Source organism: Glaciecola sp. XM2 (genome assembly GCF_018595715.1).
Lineage (GTDB): Bacteria > Pseudomonadota > Gammaproteobacteria > Enterobacterales > Alteromonadaceae > Glaciecola.
Genome location: NZ_JAHEOJ010000019.1, coordinates 113,397 through 126,409, shown reverse-complemented (window position 1 = coordinate 126,409; position 13,013 = coordinate 113,397). Strand labels below are relative to the sequence as shown.

Here is a 13,013-nt window from a genome sequence, read left to right as displayed (position 1 = left end):
AAAACTGTCGTGGACAAGCAAGAATTTATTCAGATTCGCCGCTTTATCGTAAAACTCGGTAAAATGCTACATAAATACGGCACACCTGCATTTAGGTTAGAGGCCCACCTTTTAGAGGTCGCGGCATACCTAGGCGTGAATGCCAGCTTTATCTCTACACCGACCTCATTGACCTTCGTTATTTGGAGCGACCAGCATGAAGATGAATACAATCATGCGGCTAGAGTGCAACCTGGCGAAATCGACTTAGGCTCGCTATCACGCACCGACGAACTTGTTAATCGCTTATTAAGCGGCGAGCTAACGCTCGCTGAAGCAGATGTTGAAATAACCCGCATCGATGGCTTACCCAACTTCTATCATCCGATTGTAGAATTGATTGCCTTTGGATTATCCACAGGCTCTTTTGCCATTGTCATGGGGTCGAGTATTCATGATGCCGTGGCAGCCGGGGCCATTGGCTTAGTGATGTATTTGATAGCCCTGTGGGCACTTAATTCAAAGCGCGTATCGCTTATGCAAGAGCCATTAGTGGCGATGGTTGCCGGTATTTGCGCCTGTGCGATAAGCGCGTTTGTCGACCCCGCCATCAATATTAGACTGGTTGTGCTCTCCTCCATCATCATATTTATACCGGGTTTAGCGCTCACCATAGGCCTAGCAGAACTTTCTTCGCGTAATTTAGTATCCGGCACCGCACGGGTAATGGATGCACTGATGCAGTTATTTAAACTCTATTTCGGAGCATTTTTGGGTATCGCCATGGGATTCTGGCTATTTGATGAGGTGACTTTGGTACCTACCGAGCCCACGCCTAAATGGGCCGTTTGGTTATCGGTCTTGGTATTGTGCTCAGCCCTTGTGGTGATTTTTAAGCTGCGCATAAAACACGCGCCTTGGGCAATCATGTGCGGGGTAATTGGTTACTTTGGTACTTATTGGGCATCTAAATATTTGGAATTTGGCTTAGGTACCTTCGCCGGTGCATTTGCCGTTGGGGTATTTGCAAATGTGTTTACTCGTTTGATGAATGCGCCTGCTAGTATCGTGCTTATGCAAGGGCTAATTGTGTTAGTACCAGGCTCAAAAACCTATATTGGGTTGAATTCGTTTGTTTCGGGGCAAGACTTTATGCAAACCGAACATATTGGCCAAGAGACCTTTGTTATCTTTATGTCGCTAGTCGCAGGATTGATATTTGCGAATGTGATTATGCCTACCAAAAAAGCGCTTTAGGTATTAAATATTTTAAGCAAAGGCGGCGGGTTCGTTATTGCATACCACGCATTGATTGCGCCCGTTTTCTTTGGCTCGGTATAGGGCTTTATCGGCTCTATCCAACCAATCATAGCTCGATTCTGCTGCTTCAAAGTGAGCGACACCTGCAGAAACAGTAATGGCAATATCAATCTCCCCCCAGTCAGCCATACTCACTTCCTTTGTGATATCTCTTGCAAGGCTAGCAGCTTCAAACAAACCGGTATTTTCAAGCAACAGCACAAACTCTTCTCCGCCTAGTCGGTAGAAACTGTCACTTTTTCGGATGCGTTTTGTCATAAAATCAGCAAACATTTTCAGTACTTGATCGCCAACCCCATGGCCAAATTGATCATTGATACGTTTAAAATGATCAATATCGAATATTATCAAAGAACTCGTCTGCTCAGGTGCTCGCAGCATTCGACGCACACTTTCTACCAAACGTTCCTCTAGTTGACGTCGATTGCCAACACCGGTTAATGGATCTGTTGTGGCTAAATCGGTTAAGAAAAATGCCTGCTCCCGCATTCGGCTGGAAAATGAATACAAAAACAAAAATGTCGCCCCAGCAGACACCACAAAGGTCATTAAGAAAACAAAATCTACGGTCGAATATATAAACAAAACTACTAGCACTAAACACACTAGAGATGCACAGGCAGCAATGAGCGGCGTAAGGAGGTAGAAAGCCGTGGTTAACGCGGGGTAAACCCAAAGCACATTAGATGCGCCTTTTAAGTAAACAGTGCCCAGTAATACACCAAAAGTAACAACGGCCAGGCCAGTGCGGGCATGATGTGTTTTTCGCGTGACTAAAACAAGCAAGAACAATGCAAATGTAGAAAGCATCGCCGAAACATTTAAAATGGCGATTGGCCAATCTTCCTGAAGCACTCGCAACAAAGAAAACGGCAGCATCCCCAGCGAAATTCCGGCACTGAGGATCATAAATACAATGCTATCTGCTTTAGCCCCCATTGGTCGGGAACCCGCCATAATGCTCATACCGCTGCTCATCATAGTGTCACATCATGTTTTGAATCCTTGTTTGATAGGTTCAAAACGTCACCATGCAAGTAAAATTTAATGCAAAAAGATACACCAAAGTCTAAGGTATTGCACATAAAAAACACACTTATTGACCGTTTGATACCAGCGCTTGAGTTCACAAACACAAAAAACGCATTAAAAACCGAGGCTTAAACTCAAGTTTTTACGATATAAATAAATGGCGTCACGGTTGATTGCCCTGCACTTTACGTTTATTGTTCTTGGCAAAGAAGACGAATAATAAAATTACACATGACTGAACGTTTCAAAGTTCCCCACACGCTAATACTGCTCCTTTCGATGATGCTCGTTGCCTACCTAGCGACATGGCTTGTACCCCAAGGCTTTTTCGAAACTATCACACTAGACAATGGCAGAGAAGCGGTTGTAGCAGGCACTTACGCCTTAGCCGATGAGCAAATTCGGCTGACACCGATGGATTTTCTAGTGGCCATCCCGCGAGCCCTTGCTGCCGCGCAAGACGTTATTTTCTTTGTGTTTATTGTTGGCGGTGTGTTAGCCATTGCACGTTCTACCGGGACGATTGATGCACTCATTGGTCGCCTATTAGAGCGGTTTGGACATAAACCAGAACTCTTGATTTTTATGGTGGTGTTTAGCTTTGCATTAGCGTCTGGGGCTATTGGAACGGCTGGCGAATATATTCCGTTTGTATTGATTCTCGTGGGGCTGTGCAAGGCCATGCGTCTTGATGCGATGACCGCAGTCGGCATGGTGGTCACCGGTTACGGTATTGGATACGGAGTATCTGCATTTAGCCCATTTACCGTCATGGTGGCACAACAAGTGGCAGGACTACCGCTCTATTCTGGCATAGAACTGCGGCTCGCTATTTTTGTACCATTTGTATTAATTGGCTTTCATCATGTGTGGCGATATGCCAAGCGGGTACAACAAGACCCCGCGAACTCATTAACAGCAGGACTACCCTGTCCTTTGCAAGGGTCTGATGCTGCCGACTACCCTACCTTAAACGCTCGTCATAAGCTTATTTTATTTGGGCTAGTTGCCACTATTATCACCGCGGTTTGGGGCATTTCGCAGCGTGGTTGGTACTTATATGAATTGGGCGGTATTTTTATTCTGTGGGGAATGTTCACCGCTATCGTTGGACAACTGAGCGCCGATACCGCCGCTGAAAAATTCATCGAAGGGGTAAAGGATTTAGCCACCACCGCGATTTTAATCGGTATTGCCCGCGGCATAGCCTTGATTATGGAGGATGGTCAAATCTTACATACCTTGGTGTACGCAATGTCATCTCCGCTATCCCACCTCGGCGCAGAGCTTGCTGCAGTAGGTATGTTCTTTATGCAAACCCTGCTTAACTTATTTATCCCATCTGGCAGTGGCCAAGCGTATGTGACTATGCCTCTTATGGCCCCAGTGGGCGATTTAATCGGTGTAAACAGGCAAATTGCAGTATTGGCTTATCAATTTGGTGATGGATTCTCTAACATGATCATCCCTACCAATGCGGTATTGATGGGCATCATTGGTATGGCGGGCGTGCCGTATCATTTATGGTTTAAGTTTTGTTGGCCGTTAATTGTCAAACTCATGCTCGCAGCCTCTGTGGTATTAGTACTGGCTGTAGTGTTTGACTACGGTGCCGACGTTCAACCACAACAAACTAGCCAAGCACAAACTATCGAGCTGGCGCTCTAAAGCCTAGCCCAGAGTTAATTGATAGGCACAAATATTAACGGCGCTGGCAAGATTAAGAGAATCGATAGCACCGCTGCCTTTTATGGTAAATGCTTTTGCATTGAGTGCCTGCAAGCGCTCGGTGGGCACGCCTCTAGCCTCATTGCCAAATAGATAACAGTCAAATTGCTTAAAAGATGGACTTTGTATGCCCTCTCCGTTCATATCTAAATATGCAAACTCTGAATACTGCTGAGCTAAATCCTCTAATGTGACATCGAGTTGCATGGGCACGTGAAATATCGCGCCCATGCTAGATCTCACCACTTTTGAGTTGAATGGGTCGACGCTATTTGGGCTAAGCAAAATATGAAAATTATCAAACCACGCCAAGCTTCTTAGAATCGTCCCTAGATTACCTGGGTCTTGAATTTCATGCAGGTAAATCGCTTTTTGATGCTTGCTGACTAACGTCGGCCTATCCTCAGTAGCAGGCAATGGCACTAAAGCCACCATTCCTTGGGGCGATTTGGTATCGCTAATATGTGACATCTGCTTTTGTGAGAGCACTTGCAAAGTCCATTTCGATGAAAATTGCGCCGCCCACGCTTGGTGTTCTTGGGTGATATAAAGCGTCACTTTTGGCGCATACTGGATATTTTGATGAGCCTTTGCAAGCTCGAGTATCAGATGCTCCCCCTCAACAAGGAAATGCTCAAACTGAGTTCTATATTTTTTTTGATGTAGTTTTTTCAGCTCATCAAACTTCATATTTTACAATCCATAGAGGTAGCCATAAGCGTCATGGCAAAACTAGAGGCTTGCACGACATAGACGCTCACATTAAGCGGTTAGTGTATCTTGATGGACTGATGAAGTCATATGCCATCAACGAAATTTGTTAGATTAGTTTGTTTAAACGGGTTGTTTAACACCATAACGCCCTTCAAGCCTTTGCAAATTGAAGGCGCACCTTTACAATAGCGTCGTTTTCACTATCACAACGACAATGGCGTAATGGCAAAATCAAAGACCAGCAAAAAATGGATGGAAGAGCATTTAAACGACCCTTACGTGAAGCAGGCGCAGGTGGACGGTTATCGCTCGCGAGCAAGTTATAAGCTGCTTGAAATAAACGAAAAAGATAAGCTTATTCGTCCAGGTAACATTGTCATGGACTTAGGCTGTGCGCCAGGAGGTTGGTCGCAGGTGGCCGCGCCTATCGTGGGTGATCAAGGATACATTATTGCATCAGATATTTTGCATATGGACGGCATAGTTGGCGTTACCTTTATACAAGGTGATTTCACCGAAGATGCGGTATTTGAAGCCATTCTTGAAGAACTTGGGGATGATAGAGTCGATAGTGTGATATCCGACATGGCACCTAATTTAAGCGGTGTAAACGTCACTGACCAATACGCTTCTATGTATCTTACTGAACTAGCGCTCGATATGGCTCGCAACGTTCTGAAAACCGGTGGCAACTTCTGCGTAAAGGTGTTTCAGGGAGTGGGCTACGACGAATATTTAAAAGACGTGCGCACCTCATTCAATAAAGTCCTCATCCGCAAACCCGAAGCTTCACGCCCTCGCTCTCGAGAGGTTTATATCGTGGGCCTGGGGTTTAAAGGGCGATAATATCGCTATATAAAAAAACCGGCTATATCACTAGCCGGTTTGTCATTAACATTTAAGCGTCTTAGTCAGACAAGCCTCTGTTTCTTAGCAAAGCATCCGTTGTTGGCGCTCTACCTCTAAAGCCTATGTATGCTTCGGTGTAATCAAGCGTGTCACCACGGCTAAATACAAAGTCATACAACTTTTGAGACGTCTGTTCATCAAAGATATCATTGGCTTCTAAAAACGCATCAAAGCCGTCGGCATCAAGAATTTCAGACCACATATACGCGTAGTAAGCTGATGAATAACCACCAGAGAAAATGTGACCAAAATGCGTACTGCGATGGCGCATAATGATTTCGTCTGGTTTACCGTATTCAGTTAATACTTTATCTTCAAATGCTCTAACATCTAAACTCTCGACTTCAGTCATTTGATGGTAAGCCATATCGACCAATGCTGAAGCAGTAAATTCCACAGTCGCAAAACCCTGGTTGAAAGTACTTGCCTCTTTAATACGCACAAGCAGCTCTTCAGGCATAGGCTCATTGGTTTGATAATGACGCGCAAATTGCTGCAAAATCTCTGGTTGGGCAATGAAGTGCTCGTATATTTGCGCAGGAAATTCTACCCAGTCTCTTGGTACATTCGTGCCCGACAAGGTTGGGTAGGTTACATCAGATAGCAATCCGTGAAGCGCGTGTCCAAACTCGTGGAAAAGCGTCACCGCATCACCGTAGCTTAGTAGCGTAGGCTCGCCTTCTGCGGGTTTGTTAAGGTTCATATTGTTTAAAATAAGTGGCTTAACATCGCCTGCTAGCTTTTGCTGCATTCTAAATGCACTCATCCACGCACCTGAGCGCTTAGACTCTCTAGCGTAGTAATCACCATAGAATATACCGACAGTTTCACCATTAGCATCTTTGACTTCCCACGTGCGCACCACTGGATTGTAAAGTGGGATATCAAATCGCTCTTCAAAGGTAAGACCAAACAATTTAGTGGCTACGTAAAACTGGGCCTCAATCATATTGTTGAGCTCAAAGTATTGGGTAACCTCGCTTTGGTCTAGGTTAAAGCGCGACTTTCTGACCTTTTCAGTATAATAACGCCAGTCCCACGGCTCTAGCTCATGCTCAACGCCCTCGCTGGCCATCAATTCTAGAATCCACTGCTTTTCTTGCTCTGCTTTTGCAACCGCTGGCTCCCAGACTTTCAACAGTAAGTCCATTGCAGCTTCTGGCGTAGCGGCCATCGCATTCGAGAGTACATAGTCAGAGTGATGCTCAAAACCTAGTAACTGGGCGCGCTGTGCTCTGAGCCCTACAATCTGTTCAATAATCCCTTTGTTATCAAACTCATTGTCGTTATCACCGCGTTTTGCCCAGCCTTCAAACGCTTGTTGGCGTAGATCTCGGCGCTCAGAGAACTGCAGAAATGGTTGCACGCTTGAGCGGTTTAGAGTGATTACATATTTATCTTCAAGACCGCGACTCTTTGCTTGCGCTGCGGCAGCATTGATTACGCTATCAGGTAAGCCTGCTAGATCGCCTTCAGATAAGGTCAATGTAAATGCTCGGGTATCGTTGAGCACGTTTTGACCAAACTGTGTGGTTAAGCTCGACAACTGTTCGTTGATGGTGGCCAAAGTGGCTTTATCTTCATCAGAAAGATTGGCACCCGCACGAACGAAATCATCATGAGTTCGCTCGGTGAGTCGCACTTGCTCAGCGTTTAAGCCACTGCTGTTTCTTGTTTCGTATACCGTTTTTATGCGTGTGAACAAAGCGTCGTTCGTTAGTATTTCGTTTCTATGGCGCGTGAGTATAGGCGATAATGTGCGCTGCAATGCTTGAAGCTCATCGGTAGATTCAGTGTTTGCCACGTTGAAAAAGACCCGTTGCACTCTTCCTAATTTTTCACCCGCCAACTCCAGTTGTGCTAAGGTGTTGTCGAAGGTTGGCAGGCTGTCAGCATTCGCAATTCTCTCAACTTGCTGTTTATGCTCTTCAATGGCTGCTTCAAAGGCAGGCATAAAGTGAGCGTTTTCAATTTGCTCAAACGGGGGGGTAGAAAACGGCGTATTCCATTCTTGGAAAAATGGATTTTCTTGTGCTAACTCGGCAGTAGTTTGCTCAACGGCGTCTGCGCTTTGTTGGTCAACGGTAGTTTGTTGGGGCTTAGAACAGCCGGTTATTGACAAGCCGACAAACAGAGCAAGGCCTGCGAGCGGGAAAGTGGGTTTGATCAACTTCATGATATTCCTTATTACCTCTTATAGTTGTTATGAACTTATTATATGAAAATTATTCACGCTAACGAAGCGTTTAGATGCATGTTTTAACCGCAGTTTTATTGCGAATTATTGGAGGATTTATTTAGTAGCAATAAGCGATTTGTAAAGATCAACAAAAACGCACACATTGTTAAAACCACCCACAAGTATTTACATAAAATTTACAAATAGCGCATATTGTTTATTTATTGTACACTTGCAAAGGTGACTTATTAGGACTAACGCTATGAAAAAATTACTATCACTGTTCGTTGTCGTATTGTCTGTTTCCCTCATGTCTTGCAGTCAAGAGCAAAGACCGACAAATCAAGAATCCTCAACAATGTCTTCGTCTGACCCGTCTACAAGCTATCAAAACACTATGGCAGAAGAAGCGCCTACTGTTGACGCATGTTCATTTGTACTGGGCTTTGACGCATGGGACCCCTACCAATATGTGGATATTGACGACCAAGTTCGTGGTCTCGATATCGAAGTTGTGTCAGCTGTAGCCGAACAAGCTGGATGTTCACTGGAATTCGTTCAAGGCACTTGGGTATCTTTACTTGAAGGACTCAGAGAAGGTGAAATCGACATGCTCTTAGGTGCCTCAAAAACACAGGCGCGAGAAGAGTTTGCATATTTCAGCGTCCCCTATCGCACCGAAGAGTTTGCCCTGTATATACGAAGCGACGATGCAAAACATGCCGGCTACGCAGATATTGAAGAGTTCATCGCTAACGATAGTAATATTGGCGTGGTAGGCGACTATTTTTACGGCGCAGACATATCAAATATGCTGGATGATGAAAAAAGTGCTGAACAGTTTAATTTTGCCATTATGGGTGAATTAAATATTGCTCGCTTGCTCGACATGGACATTGACGGCTTCTTAGAAGACAGTTTTGTTGGTGCCTCAATGATCCGGCGCAAAGCATTACAAGACTTTGTGACTCCTCATGGCTACACCATACAAACTGGCGACATTTATGTGATGTTTAGTCGCACCTCCGTTGAACAAGAGCATGTTTCGAAATTCAACCAAGCCATGGCTGACTTTAAGGGGAGTGATGAATACAAGCGAATCATGAACAAGTACCGTGGCAAGTGATGGTCTTGTTTTAACACCTTAAGGTAACAACCGCTAGCCAATCAACGATTGTCAGATGTCGTAAAAGGGAGCATACTTATTTTAAGGTAATGATTTAAGGAACACTATGAAGCTGTCTTCTATTTCTCTAGCAATGTTAATGGGCATTGCTTCTTATACACACGTTCACGCGCAAGACGCAGTCGTCATATCCGAGCAGCTCGAACAACAAGTGATTGAGTGGCGACGCGACTTGCACCAAAACCCCGAGCTAAGTAATCGTGAATTTCGTACCTCTAAGGTGATTGAAGAGCACCTAAACTCATTGGGATTAGAAGTGCAGACGGGTATTGCACATACCGGCGTGGTGGGCGTGCTAAGAGGCGCTAAGCCGGGTCCAGTCATTGCCATGCGCGCAGATATGGATGCTCTACCTGTGGTAGAGCAAACCGATGTGCCTTTTAAATCCACGGTAAAATCTGAGTATCGCGGGAATGAAGTTGGCGTGATGCATGCGTGCGGACATGATTTGCACATGGCGATGCTGATGGGTGCAGCACAAAAACTAGCGTCGATGAAAGATGAAATTGAAGGCACCATCGTATTCATTTTTCAACCCGCTGAAGAAGGCGCACCGAAGGGTGAAGAAGGCGGCGCCGAGCTGATGTTAAAAGAGGGTTTGTTTACCGAGCATCAACCAGAAGTAGTGTTTGGCATTCACGTGTGGTCAGCAGGCACAGCCGGTCATATCGGCTACCGTGAAGGCCCCCTTATGGCCTCTTCCGACCGCTTTGAAATTACCGTGACGGGCCGCCAAACCCATGGCTCAAGACCATGGGGAGGAGTAGATCCTATCGTGGCTGCAGGTCAAATCATTGGCTCTACGCAAACCATCGTAAGCCGGCAGGTGGATATCACTAAAGCGCCAGCGGTGGTCAGCTTTGGTATTGTTGAAGGCGGCGTCCGCAATAACATAATTCCTGACGATGTCTATTTAGAAGGTACGATACGTAATTTCGATATGGACAACCGAGCTCAGATTTTTGAAAACTTAAAAACGACCGCTGAAATGACTGCAAAGGCGACAGGCGCTCACGCTCATGTGCATATTGACGAAGGTTATCCTGTTACTATTAATAACCCTGAACTGACCCGTAAAATGCTGCCAACCATGAAGCGTGTGGCCGGCGAAGACAAGGTGCATGTAAATGATTTAGTCACCGGCGCTGAAGACTTTTCATTCTTTGCGCTAGAAGTACCAGGGCTGTTTGTGTTTTTAGGGGTAACGCCAGAAGGACAAGACCCAATAACCGCACCGAGTAACCATTCACCGTTTTTCTATGCCGATGAGACGGCTCTAAAAACCGGTACCGAAATGTACGTCAATTGGGCGCTCGATTACGCCAAACTCTAAACGAATGCCATTACTCATATGGCATCCAATTAGCCAATTCGAGTCCATAAGCAGCGGTTCCTAACATGCTGTTTGTGGTCTCGACCTTCACTGTCCCTTCAAACCAAAATGCATCTTCTAAACTTTTGAGCTGTACACCTTTGTCTGTTTTCACATGCAGCATCTGATTAGGCGGCGGTGGCGGTAAATGCAAACACGCGCCAAAGTATGGCACGATAAAGAACTCGGTAATATTTTGATCATCATCCGACGACAAAGGCACGATGAAGCCGGGTATGCGAATGTTTCTACCATTATATTCTTCAATAACGGTTGTCGAGCCAAGTGCCTTTAAATAAGGAGCCGTACGCGGATCTTCTTCAATTCCGCCATGTAACAAGTCTAGCGAATCGGCCGGTGAGCCCTCCATGACATCGTCAATATACGATGGAGGGTTCATGAGTGCAGCTAAGTCATCGTCTGGCATTAAAACAATCCACTCGATTTCCTCATATTCAGTGTCGTTTTGTGCATTTGCAAAGGGTAAGATTAAACAAAACACCACTGCGACTAACCATTTTTTACACATACATCCTCATTCTTAAAAAGTTGTCATTGTTCTTTGAAGCTATCGCGCTCAACATGAGAGTGTTATAACATACCAGAGAATACTGTAGAAATATGTTTAAACACGGATATAAGATTACACTCAATGCAAAAAGACGCGATCGCCATACAATTTGAAGACCTTGTCTACCGTTACAACAAGGACAGTGAACATGCCGATGTTGCCGTCGACGATTGGAAGATACACGCCGGACAACACGTATTTTTGCGAGGCCAATCTGGCTCTGGTAAAAGCACGCTGCTAAATTTACTGGCGGGCATTTTGAAGCCCGACTCCGGCACCATACGCATACTCGGCGAGGCATTTTCCGATTTATCGTCACGTCAACGAGATGCATACCGGGCAAAACATATTGGCGTTGTGTATCAACAATTTAATCTTATTCCCTTTATTAGTGTGCTAAAAAACGTGCAGTTAGCGGCTCACTTTGCCAACACTCCTACATCGCAAGTCGAGCAGTTTCTCAATGCATTGTTTCCTAAGCTTGAGCTACCGCTGGATTGTTTACATAAGAAAGCGTCTGAACTCAGTGTGGGTCAGCAACAACGCGTTGCTATCGCCCGAGCATTAGCTAACAAACCCGACATTTTGTTAGTAGACGAGCCTACCTCAGCATTAGACGCCAGTGCACGTGATGCCTTTATGAAAGTACTCATCGACGTTACCAACAAATATGGGAGCACCCTAATTTTTGTTAGTCATGATGCACACCTACAAAGCTATTTTGAGACCGTCATAGATATGCAAACACTCAATACCGCAAGGAGTGCAGCGCTATGATGATGTCATTTGCATGGGATAGCTTGAAAAATCGCCGTAAATCAGTGCTACTTACCCTATTTTCACTGTTAATTAGCGTGAGTGTACTGATGAGCGTAGAACACATCAGAGCGCAGGCAAAAGACAGCTTCAATCGCACCGTATCCGATGTTGACCTGATTGTGGGAGCGCCAAGTGGTCAGTTGAATTTGTTGCTATATTCGATTTTTCGTATGGGAAGCCCAACGAACAACATAAGTTGGAAAAGCTTTGAAACCTTAGATGCCCTCGAACAGGTCGAATGGGCCATTCCCATTTCACTAGGGGATTCTCATCGGGGCTATCGAGTGTTAGGCACCTCTCAAGCGTATTTTGATCATTTCAAATATGGTAATCAGCAACCGTTAAGCTTTTCATCTGGTGAACCATTTGCAGGTACATTTGAAGCCGTCATCGGGGCGGATGTTGCCAAGCAATTAAACTATCAGGTTGGTACCGAGATTGTCATTGCTCACGGCATTGGTGCGGTGAGTTTTAAAAACCACGACTATGCCCCCTTTGTGGTCAGTGGGGTGCTCGCCCCCACCGGCACACCCGTCGACAAAACCGTTCACGTAAGCCTAGCAGGTATTGAAGCCATTCATTTGCCCCAAGCAGCCCTTAAGCAACTCTCTGAGGCTAACGCAGAGCAAACGATTGACCTAACACCCACATCTATATCAGCGGTATTGCTTGGCCTTGAGTCAAAGATGATGGTGTTTACCCTTCAGCGCAGTATCAACAACTACCAACAAGACCGTTTGATGGGCATTATGCCAGGGGTTGCTTTAGCCGAACTTTGGCAGCTGATGTCGATGGTAGAAAACATTCTTATTGTCATCAGTGCATTGGTATTAGCGTCGTCACTGATTGGTTTATCTGTAATGCTGCTGTCATCTATGCGAGAGCGCAGACGTGAAATTGCCATCCTTAGAGTAATTGGCGCAAGCCCCTTCACGGTCTTTTCATTGATTATGACCGAAGCAATGTTGGTGGTAATGATTTCACTTATCAGTGCTTTAGGTTTGTTAACGGCTGGGTTTTGGCTTGCGGGCGATTGGTTATCAGCAACCTATGGCCTATTCATTGATGCAAACTTATTCACGACGAATAACCTAATCATCGCCGCAATTGTGCTTGCGTGCGCCGCACTGACAACATTAGTGCCGGCAATTGACGCTTATCGCACAGCCCTTCAATCGAACCTATCGTCCGACAACTAAGCTTC

The 13,013-nt window shown here is 45.4% G+C and carries 11 protein-coding genes; 7 read left to right on the top strand and 4 right to left on the bottom strand.

Going from position 1 to position 13,013, the window contains the following annotated elements; all coding sequences use genetic code 11:
- Positions 1-9: 9 nt before the first annotated feature.
- Positions 10-1,236: a threonine/serine exporter family protein gene (locus tag KJ365_RS04425; protein WP_214450424.1), complete on the top strand. Its 1,227-nt coding sequence runs from the start codon at positions 10-12 to the stop codon at positions 1,234-1,236.
- A gap of 12 nt (positions 1,237-1,248) precedes the next feature.
- On the opposite strand, the gene KJ365_RS04420 is transcribed toward KJ365_RS04425, so the two are convergent.
- On the bottom strand, positions 1,249-2,256 hold the full coding sequence (locus tag KJ365_RS04420) for a GGDEF domain-containing protein (RefSeq protein WP_214450423.1): 1,008 nt from the start codon (positions 2,254-2,256) through the stop codon (positions 1,249-1,251).
- Between the two features lie 306 nt (positions 2,257-2,562).
- On the opposite strand from KJ365_RS04420, the gene KJ365_RS04415 reads away from it, so the two are divergent.
- A complete protein-coding gene (locus KJ365_RS04415; RefSeq protein WP_214450422.1) occupies positions 2,563-3,999 on the top strand; it encodes a YfcC family protein in 1,437 nt (478 codons plus the stop codon).
- A 3-nt stretch (positions 4,000-4,002) separates the two neighbouring features.
- Here KJ365_RS04415 and KJ365_RS04410 read toward each other — a convergent pair whose 3' ends face one another.
- Positions 4,003-4,749: a TrmH family RNA methyltransferase gene (locus KJ365_RS04410; protein WP_214450421.1), complete on the bottom strand. Its 747-nt coding sequence runs from the start codon at positions 4,747-4,749 to the stop codon at positions 4,003-4,005.
- A 246-nt stretch (positions 4,750-4,995) separates the two neighbouring features.
- On the opposite strand from KJ365_RS04410, the gene rlmE reads away from it, so the two are divergent.
- Positions 4,996-5,619 carry a 23S rRNA (uridine(2552)-2'-O)-methyltransferase RlmE gene (rlmE, locus tag KJ365_RS04405; protein ID WP_214450420.1) on the top strand — a complete coding sequence of 208 codons (624 nt, stop codon included), beginning with the start codon at positions 4,996-4,998 and terminating at the stop codon, positions 5,617-5,619.
- 61 nt (positions 5,620-5,680) lie between these two features.
- Here rlmE and KJ365_RS04400 read toward each other — a convergent pair whose 3' ends face one another.
- Positions 5,681-7,858 carry a M3 family metallopeptidase gene (locus KJ365_RS04400; RefSeq protein WP_214450419.1) on the bottom strand — a complete coding sequence of 726 codons (2,178 nt, stop codon included), beginning with the start codon at positions 7,856-7,858 and terminating at the stop codon, positions 5,681-5,683.
- Positions 7,859-8,123: 265 nt separating this feature from the next.
- Here KJ365_RS04400 and KJ365_RS04395 point away from each other — a divergent pair, with 265 nt between their 5' ends.
- Positions 8,124-8,987: a substrate-binding periplasmic protein gene (locus tag KJ365_RS04395; RefSeq protein WP_214450418.1), complete on the top strand. Its 864-nt coding sequence runs from the start codon at positions 8,124-8,126 to the stop codon at positions 8,985-8,987.
- 106 nt (positions 8,988-9,093) lie between these two features.
- Entirely contained in the window at positions 9,094-10,380 is a 1,287-nt protein-coding gene (locus KJ365_RS04390) for an amidohydrolase (RefSeq protein ID WP_214450417.1), read from the top strand.
- Positions 10,381-10,390: 10 nt separating this feature from the next.
- Here the strand turns inward: KJ365_RS04390 and KJ365_RS04385 are convergent, their stop codons facing one another.
- Complete coding sequence (locus KJ365_RS04385; protein WP_214450416.1) at positions 10,391-10,948, bottom strand: DUF3299 domain-containing protein; 558 nt, start codon at positions 10,946-10,948, stop codon at positions 10,391-10,393.
- 123 nt (positions 10,949-11,071) lie between these two features.
- Between KJ365_RS04385 and KJ365_RS04380 the strand changes: the two genes are divergently transcribed.
- Together KJ365_RS04380 and KJ365_RS04375 are read left to right on the top strand one after the other, a co-directional pair.
- The gene (locus tag KJ365_RS04380) at positions 11,072-11,767 is read left to right on the top strand and encodes an ABC transporter ATP-binding protein (protein WP_214450415.1); all 696 of its coding nucleotides are present in this window, start codon (positions 11,072-11,074) and stop codon (positions 11,765-11,767) included.
- Positions 11,764-13,008 (top strand): ABC transporter permease, encoded by a 1,245-nt coding sequence (locus tag KJ365_RS04375; RefSeq protein ID WP_214450414.1) that lies wholly within the window; start codon positions 11,764-11,766, stop codon positions 13,006-13,008. Before KJ365_RS04380 ends, KJ365_RS04375 begins: the two co-directional genes overlap by 4 nt.
- Positions 13,009-13,013: the final 5 nt, after the last annotated feature.

Excerpts from the sequence above, each read along its gene's own strand:
- KJ365_RS04420 (WP_214450423.1), bottom strand. The coding sequence starts at position 2,256 with ATGGCGGGTTCCCGACCAATGGGGGCTAAAGCAGATAGCATTGTATTT.
- KJ365_RS04415 (WP_214450422.1), top strand. The coding sequence starts at position 2,563 with ATGACTGAACGTTTCAAAGTTCCCCACACGCTAATACTGCTCCTTTCG.
- KJ365_RS04410 (WP_214450421.1), bottom strand. The coding sequence starts at position 4,749 with ATGAAGTTTGATGAGCTGAAAAAACTACATCAAAAAAAATATAGAACT.
- rlmE (WP_214450420.1), top strand. The coding sequence starts at position 4,996 with ATGGCAAAATCAAAGACCAGCAAAAAATGGATGGAAGAGCATTTAAAC.
- KJ365_RS04400 (WP_214450419.1), bottom strand. The coding sequence starts at position 7,858 with ATGAAGTTGATCAAACCCACTTTCCCGCTCGCAGGCCTTGCTCTGTTT.
- KJ365_RS04395 (WP_214450418.1), top strand. The coding sequence starts at position 8,124 with ATGAAAAAATTACTATCACTGTTCGTTGTCGTATTGTCTGTTTCCCTC.
- KJ365_RS04390 (WP_214450417.1), top strand. The coding sequence starts at position 9,094 with ATGAAGCTGTCTTCTATTTCTCTAGCAATGTTAATGGGCATTGCTTCT.
- KJ365_RS04385 (WP_214450416.1), bottom strand. The coding sequence starts at position 10,948 with ATGTGTAAAAAATGGTTAGTCGCAGTGGTGTTTTGTTTAATCTTACCC.
- KJ365_RS04380 (WP_214450415.1), top strand. The coding sequence starts at position 11,072 with ATGCAAAAAGACGCGATCGCCATACAATTTGAAGACCTTGTCTACCGT.
- KJ365_RS04375 (WP_214450414.1), top strand. The coding sequence starts at position 11,764 with ATGATGATGTCATTTGCATGGGATAGCTTGAAAAATCGCCGTAAATCA.